The organism is Micromonospora sp. SD12 (assembly GCF_052068495.1).
Classification (GTDB): Bacteria; Actinomycetota; Actinomycetes; order Mycobacteriales; family Micromonosporaceae; genus Micromonospora; species Micromonospora echinofusca.
On the sequence record NZ_JBQHDF010000004.1, the window covers coordinates 347,640 to 365,936 of the forward strand.

Here is an 18,297-nt window from a genome sequence, read left to right on the forward strand (position 1 = left end):
CGGTCAGTACGCCAGCGCCGCCCGCGCGTACCGCAGGTCGGCCGGGCCGCTCCAGCGCAGCGCCGACAGGCCGGCGACGCGCGCGCCCCGGATCGCCCAGTCCTCGTCGTCGAGAAAGAGGACCCGGGCCGCCGGGGTCTCCAGGGCCGCGCAGGCGGCCTGGAAGTACTCCTTCGCCGGCTTGTTCACCCCGATCCTGGACGAGTTGACCACCGCGTCGAACTCGTCCGTCAGGTCGAGCGCGGCGAGGTCGGCGTCGAGCAGGTCGGTGGCGTTCGTGCCGAGCCCGATCCGGATGCCGCCGGCCCGCGCCTCGCGGACGAAGGCGAGCACCTCCGGGTCCACCTCGCCCCGGTAGCGCTGCCACTGCTCCACGGCGGCCCGGGCGCGCTCGGGGCCGCCCACGGAGTCGGCCAGCGCGTCGGCCACGCTGCTCATCCAGTCGGCGTGGCTGACCCGCCCGGTCAGCACCGGCTGGAGCCGCCCCCACTGCATGGCGATCTCGGTGAGCACGCCCTCGGAGAGGCCGTACTCCCGCTCCACCCCGGCGGCCACCGCGGGGTCCCACCGGCGCAGTACGCCGTCGAAGTCCACCAGGAGCGCCGTCGCCCGTTCCCGACCCACTACTCGTTCTCCTCGCCGCGGTCACGCCGCTCGTCTCCGTCGGCCCGGTTGAGCCGCTGGCTGATCACCTGGGTCACCCCGTTGCGCATGGTCACGCCGTACAGGGCGTCGGCGACCTCCATCGTCCGCTTCTGGTGCGTGATGACGATGAGCTGGCTCTTCTCCCGCAACTGTGCCAGCAGCGTGATCAACCGGCCCAGGTTGACGTCGTCCAGCGCCGCCTCCACCTCGTCCATGATGTAGAACGGGCTGGGCCGGGCCCGGAAGATGGCCACCAGCATCGCCACCGCGGTCAGCGAACGCTCGCCGCCGGAGAGCAGCGACAGCCGCTTGATCTTCTTGCCCGGTGGGCGGGCCTCGACCTCGACGCCGGTGGTGAGCAGGTCGTCGGGGTCGGTGAGCACGAGCCGCCCCTCGCCGCCGGGGAAGAGCACCGTGAAGACCTGCTGGAACTCCCGGGCCGTGTCCTCGAACGCGCTGGCGAAGACCTCCAGGATCCGGTCGTCGACGTCCTTGACCACGGTGAGCAGGTCGCGGCGGGTGGCCTTGAGGTCCTCCAGCTGCTCGGAGAGGAACTTGAAGCGCTCCTCCAGCGCGGCGAACTCCTCCAGGGCCAGCGGGTTCACCTTGCCGAGCAGGGCCAGTTCCCGTTCCGCCTTGGCCGCCCGCTTCTCCTGCACCGGCCGCTCGTAGCGCACCGGCTCGGGCACCGGCAGGCCGTCGCGTTCGGCCGCCGCCACGTCGGCCTGGGTGGGCGGGACGGGCTGGGTCGGGCCGTACTCGGCGACGAGCGTCTCCACGTCCAGCCCGAAGTCCTCGGCGGCCTTCGCCTCCAGTTGCTCGATGCGCATCCGCTGCTCGGCGCGGGCCACCTCGTCGCGGTGCACCTGGCTGGTCAGCCGCTCCAGCTCCGCGCCGAGCCGCTTGGCGGCGCCGCGTACCTCCTGGAGCTCGGCCTCGCGGGCGGCGCGTTCGCGCGCCACGGCGTCGCGGTGCTCCTCGGCCGCGGCGATGGAGGTGGCCAGCCGGGTGAGGGCCTCCCGGGCCCCGCCCGCCACCGCCCGGGCGATCCCCGCGCCCCGGGTGCGGGCCGCCCGCCGGGCCGCCGCGCGTTCCCGCGCGGCCCGCTCGGCCGTGGCCTGCCGGCGTAGCGAGTCCGCGCGGCCGGCGATCGAGGAGACCCGCTCCTCGGCGGTACGCACCGCGAGCCGGACCTCCATCTCGTTCTGCCGTGCCTGCGGCACCATCGCGGCGAGCTGGTCGCGTTCCTCCGTGGAAGGTTGCGCGTCGACGGGGGTCTCCTCGGCCAGCCGCAGCCGTTCCTCCAGCTCCGCCAGGGTGAGCAGGTCCCGCTCCCGGGCCGCCTCGGCGCGGGCCCGGGCCTCGCCGAGCCGGTCGGCCTCCGCCTTCGCGGAGCGGGCCGCCGCGCCCAGCTCGGCCAGCCGGCGGGCGGCGGCGTTGCGGTGGCTCTCCGCCTCCCGCTTGGCGGCGGCGGCGTGCTGCACGGTCTCCTTGGCGGCGGCCACCTCGGCGCGGGCGTCGACGAGCTGTTCGCGCAGTTCCGCGCCGGTCTGCTCGGCGGCGAGCCGGTTCGACCGCGCCTCCTCGACGGCGGCCTGCACCTCGATGAAGCTGGGCGCCTTGGCCGACCCGCCGGCCGCCGCGTACGCCCCCACCACGTCGCCGTCCGGGGTGACCGCGCGCAGCTCCGGGTTGCCGGCGACCACCTCGGCCGCCGCCGCGAGGTCGTCGACCAGCACCACGTCGCGCAGCGCCCGGTGCACCGCCGGGCGGATCTGCGGGGAGCACTCCACCAGGTCGGGCGCCCAGCGGGCGCCGTCGGGCAGCTTCGGCCGCAGCGCGTCGACCGGGGCGTCCATGCCCGGCCCGGCGGGGCTGCCGACCAGCAGGCCGGCCCGGCCGGCGTCGGAGATCTTCAGCAGCCGCATGGCCTCGACCGCCTCGTCGACGCCGCTGACCGCGACCGCGTCGGCGAGCCCGCCGAGGGCGGCGGCGAGCGCGGCCTCCTGCCCGGGGGCGACGGTGAGCAGCCCGGCCAGGCTGCCCAGCAGGCCCGGGACCTCGTCGGCGCGGGCCAGCAGCGCGCCCGCGCCGTCCTTGCGGCGCAGGCCGAGGGCGAGCGCCTCCTCCCGGGCCTTCCAGGTGGCGGCGTCCTTCTCCGCCGCGCGCTCCGCGTCGGTCAACGACCGTACGGTGGCCTGCGCCCGCTCCTGGGCGGCGACCGCCTCGGCGTGCCGGGCGTCGAGGTCGGCGTTGTCCCGGTCCGCCTCGGTGGACTGCTCGGCGACCGCGTCGAGTTCGGCCTGGGCCTGGTCGGCCCGGGCGAGCGCGTCGGCGTGCGCGGTGGCGAGCCGCTCGATCTCCTCGCCGGCGCTGGTGGTGCGGGCCCGGGCGGAGTTGACCTGGCCGGTCAGCCGGGCCAGGCCCTCCCTGCGGTCGGCGATCGCCTTGGCCGCGGCGACCAGCTCGCGCTCGGCGGCGGCGAGCTGCCGTTCCAGCTCCTGGCGGTGCTCGACGGCCTCGGCCAGCCTGATCTGGTCGTCGGTGAGCGCGCCGCGCAGCTCCTCCTCCTGCTCGCGGATCCGCTCGGCCTCGGCCTCCAGCTGGTCGGGGTCGCGACCGGGGCGCTCGTCGTCGGGCGTGGCGCTGAGGTGCCGCAGCCGCTCCCGGGCGAGCTGCTCGATGGAGCGGAACCGCTCGGAGAGGGCAGAGAGCTTGTACCAGGTGTCCTGGGCGGCGGCCAGCAGCGGCGCGTCCTCGGCGAGGGCCGCCTCCAGCTCGGCCAGCCGCGCCTGCACCTCGGTGTGCTCGGCCTCGACCTGCTCGCGCCGCTCACGCACCGCCGTCTCGTCGGCGATCTCCCGGTCCAGGGTGGCCCGCAGGGTGGCCAGGTCGTCGGCGAGCAGCCGCAGCCGGGCGTCGCGCAGGTTGGCCTGGATGGCGGCGGCGCGGCGGGCCACCTCCGCCTGCCGGCCCAGCGGCTTGAGCTGGCGGCGCAGCTCGGCGGTGAGGTCGGTGAGCCGGTTCAGGTTCGTCTGCATCGCGTCGAGCTTCCGCAGCGCCTTCTCCTTGCGCTTGCGGTGCTTGAGGACGCCGGCCGCCTCCTCGATGAACGAGCGCCGGTCCTCCGGCTTGGCGTGCAGCATCCCGTCGAGGCGGCCCTGGCCGACGATGATGTGCATCTCCCGGCCGATGCCGGAGTCCGACAACAGCTCCTGGATGTCGAGCAGCCGGCAGGTGTCGCCGTTGATCTCGTACTCGCTCTCGCCGGAGCGGAACATCCGACGGGTGATCGACACCTCGGTGTACTCGATCGGCAGCGCGCCGTCGGTGTTGTCGATCGTGAGGGTCACCTCGGCGCGGCCCAGCGGTGCCCGGCCGGCGGTGCCGGCGAAGATGACGTCCTCCATCTTGCCGCCGCGCAGCGCCTTGGCGCCCTGCTCGCCGAGCACCCAGGCGATGGCGTCGACGACGTTGGACTTGCCGGAGCCGTTGGGGCCGACCACGCAGGTGATCCCCGGCTCCAGCTTCAGCGTCGTCGCGGAGGCGAAGGACTTGAAGCCCTTCACCGTCAGGCTCTTGAGATGCACCTTCTCGATCCTCGTCCGGTGGCCGCCGTACCGTCGCCGGCTGCGCGGACCTGGGTGAACCCGCAGACTAACCCGGGACGGGGAACCGCCGGGCACGCGACCCGCCTGGCGACCGGCGGGTGCTCATCCGGCTGACGCGGGCCGAGGTGGCGGAAAAGAGGCGCGGACAGAGCTGCGCGCCGGCACGGAAGTGTCGGCGCGCTCTTTTTGCGTGGTGCGATTCAGTTGTGCGATCCGGAGATCAGGTCAGCGCGGGCTCGGCCAGACGGAGCAGGTCGTCCGCCTCCGCCGCAGCCGCCGCGAGCCGATCGTTCTCGGCACGCAGCCGCGTGATCTCGAACTCCAGAGACCGAACCGTGGCACGCAGTCGGGTGACCTCGTCGAGCAGGCGCCGATCGGACGCCGCACCTACGTGGCCGTACAGGGCCTTAGCCATGTTGACTCCTTGATATGCGCTGCCGGAAGGGCCGGCCAACGCGCGCCCAAATGTGTACGCGGCTGTCATCCCAGACGATTCTGGGCATGACCGGGCGCGACTGGCGACACCTACATATTGAGCCGACACCCCCTCTTTCGTCAAGTTCTCGCAGGCCGTAGATCATTCCCACGTCGACCTGACCACTTGCCGGGGGCTGCCACAAGGCGCGGACACACTCTGTCCGGACACCCTGACTCTACGCCTCGGATCCCGGGAAGTCCCCACCCTGGCGTCCGGCTTCCCCTTAACTCTTCCTTAGCCACATTGCCGCTGTTCGCGCCCGCCACGTAGCGTCACCCCGGCCCGCAAGCGACCCCTTGGAGGCACAGGCGTGTACGGCTGGACCGATCCGAACGACCCGGCCGGCGCCCCCCGGCGCCACGAGCAGCCGCTGGGCGAGGAGCCGCCGGCCTGGCTCACCGACCGTCCGGAGCCGAGGTCGGCCTACCTGTTCGGGGACGACCCGCAGCAGCCCGCCGACGAGTGGCACCGCGACCAGCCGACCGCGCGCTGGCAGGCCGAACCCGTCGACGCCCGGCCCGCGCACCGGCAGCCCGCGTACGACGACGCCCCCACCGCGCGCTGGCAGGCCGCGCCCGCCGACGCCCCGACCGCTCCCGTCGACCTCGCCGCGCTGCGGGCCGCCCCGGCCGAGGCGACGCCGGCCGTCGCCGAGGGCCGCCACCGCCCGCGCCGGCGGATCCCCCGCCCGCTGCTGATCGGTGGCGCCGCCGCGGCCGCCACGCTGGTGGTGAGCCTCGGTGTGGGCGCGGTCGCGCTGACCGGCGACGGCCCGGCGACCGATCCGGCCGCCGTCGACGAACCGATCGCCGCCGCCCCGGTGCTGCCCGACACGGAGCCGACCCCCGGCGACGCGCTGGTCCCGCCCACCCCGAGCACCGCGCCGACCACCGCCAGGCCCACCCCGTCGGCCTCGAAGACCGCGAGGCCGACGCCGGCGCCGTCGCGTACCACCGCGCCCTCGCGGCGCACCGCCGAGCGGAGCACGGCGCCGGCCGGCGGCGGTACGAGGACCCCGGCCGGCAGCGCCGCGACCGGCAGCCAGGCCAGCCAGGTGGTCGCCCTGGTCAACGCCGAGCGCGCCAAGGCCGGCTGCGGCGCGGTGGGCGTCGACGACAAGCTGATGACCGCGGCCCAGCGGCACAGCCAGGACCAGGCCGACCACCGGAACATGTCGCACACGGGCAGCGACGGCAGCAACGTCGGGACCCGGCTGGACCGGGTCGGCTACTCCTGGCGCACCTACGGCGAGAACGTCGCCTGGAACCAGAAGACGCCCGCCGCCGTCATGGACGCCTGGATGAACAGCCCCGGGCACCGGGCCAACATCCTGAACTGCGCCTTCACCGAGATCGGCGTCGGCGTCGCCAACAGCAACGGGCCGTACTGGACGCAGGTCTTCGCCGCGCCACGCTGAACGCGAGTCGTGGCCGGGTCCGCGCTCGTTTGACCGGGTGAGGTACGCCGACACGGCGTACCCGCTCCGGGCGGTGTGCCGCCGCCCGCGACCCGGGAGCTGCCGATGCGGATCCGGCCGCGTACGCGCGCCGTGGGGCGGGCCCTGCCGGCCTGTGTCGCGCTCGCGCTGCTGAGCGTGGTCGCCGCCTGCCGGGTGGGCCTCACCGCGCCGGGGGCCCCGACCACCTGGCCGGCCCCGTCGGCGGGCCGGTGGCAGTGGCAGTGGCAGCTCAGCGGCGTGCTGGACCCGACCGTCGACGCCGACGTCTTCCTGCTCGACCCCGTCGCCACCACCGCCGCGCAGACCGCCGAGCTGCGCTCCCGCGACCGCCGGCTGGTCTGCCAGGTGCACGTCGGCTCGGTCCTGCCGAGCGACCCGGACGCGGACCGCTTCCCGGCCACCGTACGGGGTGCCGCGTCCCGCCGGCCGCAGAGCCGCTGGCTCGACGTACGGCAGTGGGACGCGCTACGCCCGGTGCTGGCCGACCGGTTCCGGCTCTGCCGGGGCAAGGGCTTCGGGGCCGTCGCGCTGGCCGACGCCGACGGGTACGCGAACCGGTCCGGCTTCCCGCTCGGCTTCGACGACCAACTGCTGTTCAACCGCCGGTTGGCCGGGCTGGCCCGCTCGCTGAGCCTCTCCCCCGGCCTGATCAACGACCTGGGGCAGGTGGCCGCGCTGGCCCCGGACTTCGACTTCGCCGTCAACGAGGAGTGCGTACGGCGCGACCAGTGCGCCCGGCTGCTGCCGTTCGTCGAGGCGGGCAAACCGGTGTTCCACGTGGAGTACGCCGGCTCGACGACGGAGTTCTGCGTCACCACGGTCGGCTACGGTCTCTCCTCGATCCGCAAGGAACGCGAGCTCGACGCGTGGCGGATCCCCTGCCCGGCGCCCTGAGCGGCGGCGGGGTCAACCCCGAAGCGCCGCCCGGGGGCGGGGCTGACAGCGCGGGCAGCTGTACGACGAGCGGTTCATGAACGCCTCGCGCCGCACGGGCGCGCCGCAGCGGGGGCACGGCAGCCCCTCCCGCCCGTAGACGTTCAGCGCCCGGTCGAAGTAGCCGCTCTCCCCGTTGACGTTGACGTAGAGGGCGTCGAAGCTCGTGCCGCCGGACTTGATCGCCTCGGCGAGGACGTCCCGGACGTGGCCCAGCAGCCGCAGCGCGGCCGGGCCGGTCAGCGCGTCGGTGGGGCGGGCGCCGTGCAGCCTCGCCCGCCACAGCGCCTCGTCGGCGTAGATGTTGCCGACGCCGGAGATCAGCGTCTGGTCCAGCAGCGCCCGCTTGACCTCCGTACGCCGCCGGCGCAGCGCGGCGGCGAACGCCGCGTCGGAGAACTGCGGGTCCATCGGGTCCCGGGCGATGTGTGCGATCTCCGCCGGCAGCTCCGCGCCCCCGGCCGAGACCGACAGGCCACCGAAGGTGCGCTGGTCGACGAAGCGCAGCTCGGGACCGTCGTCGGTGAACCGGAACCGGACCCTCAGGTGCGTCTCGTCGGGCGCCTCGGCCGGCTGCACCAGCAGCTGGCCGGACATGCCCAGGTGCCCGATCACGGCGTCGCCGCTGTCCAGCGGCAGCCACAGGTACTTGCCGCGGCGGCGCACGTCCAGCACCGTCCGGCCGGCCAGCACGTCGGCGAAGTGCCCGCCGCCGGGGGTGTGCCGGCGTACCGCGCGGGGGTGGCGCACCTCGACGGAGGAGATCCGCCGGCCGGTGACCCAGCGGGCCAGCCCCTGCCGGACCGTCTCGACCTCCGGCAGCTCAGGCACGACCCAGGCCCGCCTCGGCAGCCTGCGTCGTCCCGTCCCCGGCCACCGGGTCGACCGCCCCCGCCGGCTCCCGCTCCGCCTGCTCGTTCAGCGTCCGCCAGGCCGCCTCGGCGGCCCGCTGCTCGGCCTCCTTCTTGCTGCGCCCGTCGGCCCCGCCGTAGCGGTTGCCGGCGACCACCACCCAGGCGGTGAACGTCTTGAGGTGGTCCGGGCCGGTGCCCTCGATGCGGTACTCGGGCACGCCGAGCCCGAGCGCGGCCGTCAGCTCCTGGAGGCTGGTCTTCCAGTCCAGGGCCGCGCCCCGGCCGGCCGACTCAGCCATCAGCGGATCGAACAGCCGGTGGATCACGATGGCCGCGGTGTCCAGCCCGTACTGGAGGTAGATCGCGCCGAGCAGCGCCTCCAGGGTGTCGGCGAGGATGCTCGCCTTGTCCCGGCCGCCGGTGGTCTCCTCCCCCTTGCCGAGCAGCAGGTAGGCGCCGAGCCCGTCCGGGCCGAGGCCCCGGGCCACGTCGGCGAGGGCGCGCATGTTGACCACGCTGGCCCGCAGCTTGGCCAGCTGCCCCTCGGGCAGGTCGGGGTGGTTGTGGAACAGCGCGGTGGTGATCACCACGCCGAGCACCGAGTCGCCCAGGAACTCCAGCCGCTCGTTGGTGGGCAGGCCGCCGTTCTCGTACGCGTACGAGCGGTGGGTCAGGGCGCGCTGGAGCAGCTCCGGATCCAGGCTGACGCCGAACGCGGCTTCCAGGTGACCGACGGACGCCCGCCGCCGCTTGTCGTTGCTCATGATGTGGGTACCTCGGTGTCGGTGGTGCGGTCGGTGCGTTCCTCGCGGTCGCCCGCCTCGGCGCCGTCGAGCAGCGCGCGTACCTGGTCGGTGGCGCGACGCCGCCAGAGATGCGCGGCCAGCCCGATGCCGGCGGCGACGTCCTCGGCCCGGGCGGCGCCGTGACAGACGACCACCGTCCCGGCGACCCCGAGCAGGGCCGCCGCGCGGGGGGCGCCGCCGCCCGTCGGGGGCCCGCCGGCCATCGCGTACGCGCCCTCGATCGCCTTGAGCAGCACGTTACCGGTGAACCCGTCGGTGACCACCACATCGGCGCGCGCGCCGAGGGAGACGTCGTACCCCTCGACGAGGCCGACGTAGCGCCCGTCGCAGGGCAACGACGTGGCGGCGAGGACGGGATCGGCGAGGCGGCGGGCGCGGTCGCCCTTGCCCGCCTCGGTGCCCACCGACAGCAGCCCCACCCGGGGCGCGGCGACGGCGTGCGCGACCGCCGCGTAGGCGGTGCCGAGCGCGGCGTGGCGGGCCAGGGTGGCCGGGCGCGGCTCCAGCGAACCGCCCACGTCCAGCAGGACCACCGGGCCGGCCACGGCCGGCAGGGTCGCGATCAGCGCCGGACGACGCACGTCCGGCCAGCGGCCGAGGCCGAGCGCCACGGCGGTGACGGTGGCGCCGGTGGAACCGGCGGAGACGAGCGCGTCGGCGACGCCGTCGCGGACGGCGTGCACCGCGGCGCGGACCGTGCTGTCGGCGCGGGCGGCCACGGGATGGTCGGCCATGCCGACGACGGTGCGGACCGGCCGTACCGTGACCCGGGCGCGCTGCGCCGGGTCGAGGGCACGGATCACCTCGCCGGCGGTCTCGGCCGGGCCGACGAGCAGCAGGTGCAGGTCCGGGTCGGCGCGCACGGCCCGCAGAGCGCCGTCAACCACGACGGCGGGAGCGTCGTCCCCGCCGAGGAGGTCAACGGCGATCCGCGCGGTGCCCGACTCCATCGGAACGCCGGCCGGAACGGACCGGCCGGCGTCGGAGGGAGCCGGGACACCGGGCGAGTGCCAGGGTGCGCGTGCCGCCCGACCAGGGGTCGGGGGCGTCACTCGGCGTCCAGGTCAGACCTCGAGGACCTGGCGGCCGTTGTAGGTGCCGCAGACGGAGCAGGCGGCGTGCGGCAGCTTCGCCGACTTGCACTGGGGGCAGGCCACGGTCGCGACCACGGTCGCCTTCCAGTTCGCCCGGCGGGCGCGGGTGTTGCTGCGCGACATCTTGCGCTTGGGGACGGCCACGGTTCCTACTCCTCTTTACGGTTCAGTTGCGACAGGCCCGCCCAACGCGGGTCGATCTGCTCGTGACTGTGGTCGGCCGGCAGATCGTCCCAGTGCACCCCGCATTCGGGGCACAGTCCTGGGCAGTCCTCCCGGCAGAGCGGGTTGGTCGGCAGCGTGAGCACCACCGCGTCCCGCAGCGCCGGCTCCAGGTCGATCAGATCGCCCTGCATCCGGCCCACCTCGTCCTCGTCGGTCGTGGAGTCCGTGGTGCTGTTCTCGTACGCGTACAGCTCCTGGACCCGCACGGCCAGCGAGTCGTCGATCTCGCGTAGGCAGCGACCGCACTCGCCCCGGACGCGACCGCTGACGGTCCCGGAGACGAGCACGCCCTCGGACACCGACTCCAACCTCAGGTCGAGGTCGAGGTCCGCGCCCTGCGGCACGGCGATCATCTCGCCGCCGAGGTCCGCCGGTGCCGGCACCACCCGCTTGACCGTACGCAAGGCTCCAGGCCGGCGCGGCAGCTCCCTCGTGTCGAGGACCAGCGGCGACCTGGGGTCGAGTGTCGAAGGCGTGTGTTTGGGCATAGTCAGACTCCGGCCGGTGAGAGGCCGACAAAAGAGGTTACCTGGGCGACCGCCGGACCGTCGAACCGGGGGCGACGCCCGCCCCGTCTGCCGGCTGGTGAGGTGCCGCTCAGAAGGGTAGCGGGCGTTCCGCCTCCTCCCCACCGAAGGTGCCGATCTCCCGCAGCGCGTGCATCTTGTCCCGACCGCGCTCGATCGAGGCCAGCGCCCGGGTGAGGAACTGCTCGAAGTTGGCCAGCGCGGTGTCGACGTAGTCGTCGACCTCCTCCCGCAGGCGCTGCGCCTCGGCGCGGGCCTCGGCGATGATCCGCGCACCCTCGTGCTCGGCGGAGACAGTGATCTCGTTCACCGAGACCAGCCGGGCGTGTTCCGCCTCACCCTCGCTGATGATCCGGTCGGCCTCACGCTTGCCGGCCTCCATGATCTTGTCCCGCTCCTCCAGCAGCGCGGCGGCCCGGCGCAGGTCGGCGGGGAGTTCGGCGCGCAGCTCGTCGAGGACCGCGATGAACTCGCCCCGGTCGACCATGCAGTTGTTGCGCGACATCGGGACGGAGCGGGCCTGCTCCACCATGGCGATCAGTTCGTCGATGCGATCGAGCGGGTCCACCGGTACCTCACTCCTGTCGTTCGTCGGGCCGATCTACATGATGCGGGCTACGGCCGGTTTCCCGCTCCACACATCATGTCGCGCCCCGACCACAGCGCGCCGCTCACCCCGGCCCGGCGCGTCGCGGTGCGCCACGGCGCCATCCCCGCCGGGCACGGCGCCGGCGGGGTGGTGGCGGGGCGGTCGGCCCCGGGCGATCAGTCGCGCGGCGGCCGGACGAGCCGGGCGCTCAGCTCCTCGCGGACCCGGTCGGGCACGTGGGCGGAGATGTCGCCGCCCCACTTCGCCACGTCCTTGACCAGGCTGGAGGAGAGGAACGAGTAGAGCGGATTGGTCGGCATGAACAGGGTCTCGACGCCGGCCAGGCCGATGTTCATCTGCGCCATCTGCAACTCGTAGTCGAAGTCGCTGACCGCCCGCAGGCCCTTGATCAGTACGCTCGCCTGCTGCGCCCGACAGAAGTCGACCAGCAGGCCACGGAACGACTCGACCCGGACGTTGTCGTAGGAGGCGGTCACCTCGCGGAGCATGTCGATCCGCTCCTCGACGGTGAACAGGCCGCTCTTCGACTGGTTGACCAGCACGCCCACGATCACCTCGTCGAACAGCCGGCTCGCCCGGCCGACGATGTCGAGGTGCCCGTTGGTGACCGGATCGAACGAGCCGGGACACACCGCACGTCTCATGATCGGCGACCGTACCAAAGGGTCGTCTCACCGTAGCGCCGGCTGCGCTCGCCGGTGATGCCCTGCACCCACCCGACCGGGCCCGTACGGCTCGACCGTTCCACCACCACCAGGGCGTCCGGGGCCAGCCAGCCGCCGTCGACCAGCGCGACGAGCATCGCCGTGATCTCCGCGTCCGGCACCGCGTAGGGCGGGTCGGCGAAGACCACGTCGTACGGGTCGCCGTCCGGGCCGGCCGCCAGCACCGTGGCCACCCTGCCGGTGACCAGCCGGGCGGCCGGGGCGGCGAGCAACGTCGCCACGTTCTCCCGGACCACCCGGGCCGCCCGGGGGTCGGACTCCACCAGCAGCACGTGCGCGGCCCCCCGGGAGAGGGCCTCCAGACCGACCGCGCCGGAGCCGGCGTACAGGTCGGCGAAGCGGGCGCCGGCCAGGTCGACCTCGGCCTGCACGGCGCTGAACAGCGCCTCGCGCACCCGGTCCGACGTGGGCCGCGTGCCCGCGCCGGGCGGCGCGGCGATCCGGCGCCCGCCGAGGGTCCCGGCCACGATCCGGGTCACCGTCTCCTCCTGCTCATGAGCACGACGCTACGCGACGCGCGGGCGACCGGCGCGGACACGGTACGTGCCTCCGACCGACCCGGACGACCACCCTCCGTATATCGATGATCTCGCATTCATAACAACATCCTCGGTCTTTGCTGTGCGCTGTGCCGCGCGCGGTGATCTCGCTAGGGTCTGCCGGTGCCGGCGGGTCGCCCGCCGGCCCGACGGCACGAGGGGGCGCCCGCATCGCCGCGCGCGCTCGGTGGAGCCGCCCGATCGCCCCTTGCGTGCCGGTCCTCCGACGCTTCCTCACACCCCGGGAGTACGCGTGATCCGTCCCCCGCTGTCGCCGCGGCGACCGCTCACCGTGGCAGCCGCCGCCCTGGCCGGTCTCGTCACGGCGTTCGCGGTCTCGTCGCCGGCGATCGCCACCAACCCGTCGCCCTCGGCCTCGGCGAGCGCGACCACCTCCGCCCCCACCCCCCTGCCGACCCGGTCCGCCACCCCCCAGGAGCCGACCTGCGTCAGCGCGGCCGACGCGCGCTACACGCACACGTTCGACGGGGCCCGGGGCGAGGCGTCGATCACGCTGACCAACGGCCCGCTCTGCGAGGGCGAGAAGCAGGACTTCGCCCTGGTGTCCTACGTGGCGCCCTCGGCGAAGTTCGCCGTGCCGCAGTACCTGTTCGACAAGTCCGTCAAGGCGTTCGCCCCGGTGCCGGACGGCGGGATCGGCACCGTCGCCAAGCTGGAGTTCAAGGTCGCCGTACCGACCTGCTTCACGCAGGTCGACTTCGTCTTCGGCAGCGAGGTCATCGACCCGCTGGTCGAGGGCGGCAAGCGCTACGACAACCGCAAGGTCGGCAGCCCCGCCGGCATCGGCGCCCGCTCCGAGGGCCCGGCCGCCTGGTACAACGGCGGCAAGGGCACCTGCGTGGCCGAGCCCGCCGTCGAGGCCACCTACGACTGCGACGGCACCGCCCGGCTCACCCTGGTCAACCGGGGCAACGTGGCGGCGGTCTTCGCGATCACCGGCAGCGGCGAACTCGCCGAGAAGGTCACCGTGGCGGCGGGCAAGTTCGAGACCCTCGAACTGACCGCCCCGCAGGCCAAGGAGATCACCGTCGCGGCCGAGGGCATGGAGACCTGGAAGGGCGGCTGGAAGCAGCCCGAGGACTGCCAGCAGCCCGAGGTCGGGGAGCCGGAGACCTCCTACGACACCACCTGCGACGAGCTGATCCTCACGGTGGCCAACCCGAAGGACGGCGTCAGCCTCACCTCGACGTTCACGCCGAGCACCGGCCAGCCGAAGACGGTGACCTTCGAGCCGGGCAGCACGAAGACTGTGACGTTCCCGGCCGCCGAGGGGCTCAGCGTCGTCGTCACCGGTGACCTGGAGTCGGCGAAGCCGATCGCGTGGACCGCCCCCGAGGGCGGCTGCGACGACGGCGGCGAGGGCGGCGGCCTCCCGGTCACCGGCGCGGCGGCCGGCGGCATCGCCGCCGGCGCGGCGGCCCTGCTCGCCCTGGGCGCGGTGCTGTTCGTCGTCGCCCGCCGGCGTCGGGTGCGCTTCACCGCCTGAGCCGAACCGGGCTGACCCTTCGAGGGCGCGTCGACCGTTCGGTCGGCGCGCCCTCCCCGTTCGGGGGCCGGGGCCCGTCGCCGCCGGCCGACCCGGCGGTCAGGCGCTCGGGGCGCCGACCCGGCTCGGCGACGGACCGCCGCTGCGGGACACGCCGCACGGCGACCGCGGCGAACTCCACCCGGGCCGGGGCCCTCGTCGGAGGTGACCAGCAGCACGTCGTGGTCGAAGCGGCGGGCGGTGGCCCGCGTCAGCCCTTCTCCAGGTACTCCGCGCGCTCCTCGTCGACCAGGGCGGCCACCGACGCGGCCAGCGCCGGGTGCCGGGCCAGCTCCGGGTCCTCCTCGACCAGGGTGATCGCCTCGGCGCGGGCGTCGCGGATCAGGTCGGCGTCGCGCAGCAACGAGAGCAGCCGCAGGTGCGAGCGGCGCCCCGACTGGGTGGCACCCAGCACGTCGCCCTCCCGGCGCTGCTCCAGATCCAGCTCGGCCAGCTTGAACCCGTCGGTGGTGGAGGCCACCGCGTCGAGCCGCTCCCGCGCGGGCGTGCCCTCCAGCGCCTCGCTGACCAGCAGGCAGAGCCCCGGGGCGGACCCCCGACCGACCCGGCCGCGCAGCTGGTGCAGCTGGGAGACGCCGAACCGGTCGGCGTCGAGCACGATCATCACGGTCGCGTTCGGCACGTTGACGCCGACCTCGACCACGGTCGTGGCGACCAGCACGTCGAGGTCGCCGTCGGCGAAGGAGCGCATCACCGCGTCCTTCTCGTCGGTCGGCAGCCGCCCGTGCAGCACGCCGATGCGCAGGCCGTGCAGCGGCCCCTCGGCGAGCAGCGGCGCCACCTCGGTGACCGCCATCGGCGGCCGGCGCCCGTTGTCGTCCTCCGACGGCGGCTCCTCCTCGCTCGCCGGCCCCTCGCCGATGCGGGGGCAGACGACGTACGCCTGGTGGCCGGCGGCCACCTCCTCGCGCACCCGGCGCCAGGCCCGGTCCAGGAAGGCCGGCTTCTCGGCGGCCGGGACCACGTGCGAGGCGATCGGCGAGCGGCCCTGCGGCAGCTGGGACAGCGTGGAGGTCTCCAGGTCGCCGTAGACGGTCATCGCCACCGTGCGCGGGATCGGGGTGGCCGTCATCACCAGCACGTGCGGCGGCTGCTCGGCCTTGGCGCGCAGCGCGTCGCGCTGCTCCACGCCGAAGCGGTGCTGCTCGTCGACCACCACCAGACCGAGGTCGGCGAAGTCGACGCCCTCGTAGAGCAGGGCGTGGGTGCCGAGCACGATGCCGGCGGCGCCGCTGGCGACCTCGGCCAGCGCCCGCCGGCGGGCCACCGCGCCCAGCGAGCCGGTGACCAGCTCGACCCGGGTGGCGTCGTCGGCCGCGCCCAGCTCGCCGGCCCACCCGAGCGGCCCGAGCAGGTCGAGGATGCCCCGGTGGTGCTGCGCGGCGAGCACCTCGGTCGGGGCCAGCAGCGCGGCCTGCCCGCCCGCGTCGACCACCTGGAGCATCGCGCGCAACGCGACCACCGTCTTGCCGGAACCGACCTCGCCCTGGAGCAGCCGGTGCATCGGGTGGGCCGTGGCCAGGTCCGCCGCGATCTCCACCCCCACGTCGCGCTGGCCGGGCGTCAGCTCGTAGGGCAGCCGGGCGTCGAAGGCGTCGAGCAGGCCGCCGGGCCGCGCCGGGCGGGGCCGGGCCGGCGAGGCGGCGGCGCGGTGCTTGCGCTGCACCAGGGTGAGCTGCACGGCGAACGCCTCGTCCCACTTGAGCCGGTGCCGGGCCCGGTAGAGCGCCTCCTTGCTGGTCGGCCGGTGGATCTCGCGCAGCGCCGTGCCGATGCCGCCCAGGTTGCGGCTCGCCCGCAGGGTCGCGGGCAGCGGGTCGTCCGGCGCGGTGAACGTGTCCAGCACCACCCGGACGCAGCGGGCGATCACCCAGGTGGGCACCGCCGCGGCGGCCGGGTAGACCGGGATCAGCGCGCCCGCGAACTCCTCGATCTCCTCGTTGGCCGCCGCCTCGCCGTCGCCGCCCTCGCCGAGCAGGACGTATTCCGGACCGTTGAGCTGCCGCCGGCCCCGGAACTCGGTGACCTTGCCGGCGAAGAGCCCCCACCGGCCGGGACGCAGCTCACGCTCGCGCCAGGCCTGGTTGCCGAAGAAGGTCAACGTCAGGGTGCCGCCCGAGCCGTCGCCGACCGTGACCTCCAGCAGGTTGCCCCGGCGCTGGCGCATCGGGCGTACGGCGGTGCGCTGCACCTGGGCCAGCACGGTGACCTGCTCGCCGACGTCGAGCGAGCGGATGTCGGTGTGCTCGCCGCGCTCGTCGTAGCGGCGCGGGAAGTGGTAGATCAGGTCGCCGGCGGTGTGCAGGTCGAGGTGCCCGGCGAGGGCCTTCGCGGTCTTCTCGCCGACCAGCTTCTTCAGCGGCGTGTCCATCGTGGACGGCTCGGACGTCATTCGACCCCCACCAGGAGCGGATAGTGCGGTTGCCCGCCCGGGTAGGCCTGCACCTCGACGAACGGCCAGCGCCGACCGACGTGCTCGCGGACCGCGTCGGCCAGCCCGGCGGGGGCGTCGGCCCCGGAGAGCAGCGTCACCAGCTCGCCGCCGCCGCCGAGCATCCGGTCGACCACGGCGGCGCAGGTGTCGGCCAGGTCGGCGCCGATCAGGTGCACCTCCCCCTCGACCAGCGCCAGCACGTCGCCCGGGCGGCACGGGCCGGCCACGGTCAGCGCCTCGCGGCGGGCGTAGCAGACCTCGGCGTAACGGCAGGCCCCGGCCGCCTCGGCCATCGCGATCACGTCGTCCTCGAAGCGTCGCCCCAGGTCGCGCACCGCGAGGGCGGCCAACGCCTGCACGGGCGAGCGGGTCGGCACCACGCTGACCTTGATGCCGAGCCCGTGCGCCTCCCGGGCGGCGGCGCTCGCCACCGCCTGCGTGTCGGGGTCGTTGGGCAGCACCACCACGCGGGCCGCCCCGGTGACGCGGATCGCGTCCACCAGCTCGCCGATCGACGGGTTGCCGGGCACCACCGTCGCGCCCTCGCCGGCGAAGAGCCCGGCGATGCCCGCGCCGGTGGCCACCACCACGGCGGCCCGCCCGTCCGCGGCCACGGCAGGCGGCACCGGTGCGAGCTGGTCGGCGAAGCGGGTCACCGAGATCCGGTGCGGCCGGCCGGCCACCACGCCCGCCTCGATCGCCGCGCCCACGTCGTTGACGTGCACGTGCACGTTCCAGGTGCCCGTGCCGGCGCTGCCGTCGCCGACGACCACCAGCGAGTCGCCCAGCGCGGCCAGTTCGGCGCGCAGCCGGGCCACCTCCTGCGGCCCGGCGTCGAGCAGGTACTGCACCTCGTACGCGTACTCCTCGGAACCGGTCTCGCGGACGGCGGTGGCCGGCGGACGGACCGGGCGCGGCGCGGGCGCGGGCCGCTCGGGGCTCTCGCCGGTCACGACCTCGACCAGGGCGTCGAGCAGCAGGCACAGGCCCCGGCCGCCGGCGTCCACCACGCCGGCCCGGGCCAGCGCCGGCAACTGCTCGGGGGTGCGCGCCAGGGCGTGCGCCGCCCCGCCCGCCGCCGCCCGGGCCACCGCGCACAGGTCGTCGCTGTCGACGCGCCCGGCGGCGTGCGCCGCGGCGGCGACGACGCTGAGCAGCGTGCCCTCGACGGGGCGGGCGACCGCGGCGTAGGCGGCGGCCGTGCCGTCGCGCAGGGCGGCGGCCAGCTCGCGCCCCCGCACGGCCGGCACGGCGGCCACGGCGTCGGCGAAGCCGCGCAGGATCTGCGACAGGATCACCCCCGAGTTGCCCCGCGCGCCCAGCAGCGCGCCCCGGGCCATCAGCCGCAGCGCGTGCCCGTGCGCGGTCGGCCCGTCCTCGGGGAGGGTGCCGAGGTCCATCGCGAGCGCCTGCTGGGCGGAGGTGAGGGTGAGCACCATGTTGGTGCCGGTGTCACCGTCGGGCACCGGGTAGACGTTGAGGTCGTCGATCTCGCCCTGGTGACGCTTGAGCGCGACCAGCCCGCCCGCGCACCAGCGGCGGACCGCGGCGGCGTCGAGGGTGTCCAGCACGGCGAGAAGCCTACTGGCGCGCACCGACACGCGCCGGGGTCGCCGGCACTCGCGCGGCGTGTCCGGCCGTCCGCGCGCACCCGCCGTCCGCGTGGCCCGTCCCAGCGCGGCGACGACGCAGGGACCGGTACGGTCCGACCTGTGCCGCGCCCCTGCCGGGCGCGACGCGTCGGGCCGGCGGGCGCACGGGAGCGCGGCGAGGGCGCCGGCTCGGGCCGC

General features: G+C 75.0%; 16 protein-coding genes. 3 read left to right on the forward strand and 13 right to left on the reverse strand.

Features of this window, described 5'->3' with window-relative positions:
* Positions 1-3 precede the first annotated feature (3 nt).
* From ACTMS2_RS11460 to ACTMS2_RS11470, 3 genes are all read right to left on the reverse strand, one after another.
* On the reverse strand, positions 4-624 hold the full coding sequence (locus ACTMS2_RS11460) for an HAD-IA family hydrolase (RefSeq protein WP_363621318.1): 621 nt from the start codon (positions 622-624) through the stop codon (positions 4-6).
* Entirely contained in the window at positions 624-4,235 is a 3,612-nt protein-coding gene (gene smc, locus ACTMS2_RS11465; RefSeq protein WP_441175373.1) for a chromosome segregation protein SMC, read from the reverse strand. Before smc ends, ACTMS2_RS11460 begins: the two co-directional genes overlap by 1 nt.
* Before the next feature lie 241 nt (positions 4,236-4,476).
* Positions 4,477-4,671 carry a hypothetical protein gene (locus ACTMS2_RS11470; RefSeq protein ID WP_101414566.1) on the reverse strand — a complete coding sequence of 65 codons (195 nt, stop codon included), beginning with the start codon at positions 4,669-4,671 and terminating at the stop codon, positions 4,477-4,479.
* Between the two features lie 373 nt (positions 4,672-5,044).
* On the opposite strand from ACTMS2_RS11470, the gene ACTMS2_RS11475 reads away from it, so the two are divergent.
* Together ACTMS2_RS11475 and ACTMS2_RS11480 are read left to right on the forward strand one after the other, a co-directional pair.
* Entirely contained in the window at positions 5,045-6,151 is a 1,107-nt protein-coding gene (locus tag ACTMS2_RS11475) for a CAP domain-containing protein (protein ID WP_441175374.1), read from the forward strand.
* A 105-nt stretch (positions 6,152-6,256) separates the two neighbouring features.
* On the forward strand, positions 6,257-7,087 hold the full coding sequence (locus tag ACTMS2_RS11480; protein WP_441175375.1) for an endo alpha-1,4 polygalactosaminidase: 831 nt from the start codon (positions 6,257-6,259) through the stop codon (positions 7,085-7,087).
* 12 nt (positions 7,088-7,099) lie between these two features.
* On the opposite strand, the gene mutM is transcribed toward ACTMS2_RS11480, so the two are convergent.
* The 8 genes from mutM to rsmD all read right to left on the reverse strand — a co-directional run bounded on the left by mutM (position 7,100) and on the right by rsmD (position 12,446).
* Positions 7,100-7,957 carry a bifunctional DNA-formamidopyrimidine glycosylase/DNA-(apurinic or apyrimidinic site) lyase gene (mutM, locus tag ACTMS2_RS11485; RefSeq protein ID WP_089001568.1) on the reverse strand — a complete coding sequence of 286 codons (858 nt, stop codon included), beginning with the start codon at positions 7,955-7,957 and terminating at the stop codon, positions 7,100-7,102.
* Positions 7,950-8,744 (reverse strand): ribonuclease III, encoded by a 795-nt coding sequence (gene rnc / locus ACTMS2_RS11490; RefSeq protein ID WP_441175376.1) that lies wholly within the window; start codon positions 8,742-8,744, stop codon positions 7,950-7,952. Before rnc ends, mutM begins: the two co-directional genes overlap by 8 nt.
* Positions 8,741-9,736: a phosphate acyltransferase PlsX gene (locus tag ACTMS2_RS11495; protein ID WP_441175377.1), complete on the reverse strand. Its 996-nt coding sequence runs from the start codon at positions 9,734-9,736 to the stop codon at positions 8,741-8,743. The genes rnc and ACTMS2_RS11495 overlap by 4 nt, the downstream gene beginning before the upstream one ends.
* A 114-nt stretch (positions 9,737-9,850) precedes the next feature.
* Positions 9,851-10,024, reverse strand: a complete 174-nt coding sequence (gene rpmF, locus ACTMS2_RS11500; RefSeq protein WP_018786309.1) for a 50S ribosomal protein L32 — start codon at positions 10,022-10,024, stop codon at positions 9,851-9,853.
* Positions 10,025-10,029: 5 nt separating this feature from the next.
* Positions 10,030-10,593, reverse strand: coding sequence for a YceD family protein (locus ACTMS2_RS11505; RefSeq protein ID WP_089001570.1), 564 nt, complete (start codon positions 10,591-10,593; stop codon positions 10,030-10,032).
* A gap of 109 nt (positions 10,594-10,702) precedes the next feature.
* A complete protein-coding gene (locus tag ACTMS2_RS11510; RefSeq protein ID WP_357876005.1) occupies positions 10,703-11,200 on the reverse strand; it encodes a hypothetical protein in 498 nt (165 codons plus the stop codon).
* A gap of 197 nt (positions 11,201-11,397) precedes the next feature.
* Complete coding sequence (gene coaD, locus ACTMS2_RS11515) at positions 11,398-11,886, reverse strand: pantetheine-phosphate adenylyltransferase (RefSeq protein ID WP_089001572.1); 489 nt, start codon at positions 11,884-11,886, stop codon at positions 11,398-11,400.
* Positions 11,883-12,446, reverse strand: coding sequence for a 16S rRNA (guanine(966)-N(2))-methyltransferase RsmD (gene rsmD, locus ACTMS2_RS11520; RefSeq protein ID WP_441175378.1), 564 nt, complete (start codon positions 12,444-12,446; stop codon positions 11,883-11,885). The genes coaD and rsmD overlap by 4 nt, the downstream gene beginning before the upstream one ends.
* Before the next feature lie 313 nt (positions 12,447-12,759).
* Here rsmD and ACTMS2_RS11525 point away from each other — a divergent pair, with 313 nt between their 5' ends.
* On the forward strand, positions 12,760-14,013 hold the full coding sequence (locus tag ACTMS2_RS11525) for a hypothetical protein (RefSeq protein WP_441175379.1): 1,254 nt from the start codon (positions 12,760-12,762) through the stop codon (positions 14,011-14,013).
* A 250-nt stretch (positions 14,014-14,263) separates the two neighbouring features.
* Here the strand turns inward: ACTMS2_RS11525 and recG are convergent, their stop codons facing one another.
* Together recG and ACTMS2_RS11535 are read right to left on the reverse strand one after the other, a co-directional pair.
* Positions 14,264-16,465, reverse strand: coding sequence for an ATP-dependent DNA helicase RecG (recG, locus tag ACTMS2_RS11530; RefSeq protein WP_441175380.1), 2,202 nt, complete (start codon positions 16,463-16,465; stop codon positions 14,264-14,266).
* Positions 16,462-18,078, reverse strand: coding sequence for a DAK2 domain-containing protein (locus ACTMS2_RS11535; protein ID WP_441175381.1), 1,617 nt, complete (start codon positions 18,076-18,078; stop codon positions 16,462-16,464). Before ACTMS2_RS11535 ends, recG begins: the two co-directional genes overlap by 4 nt.
* Positions 18,079-18,297: the final 219 nt, after the last annotated feature.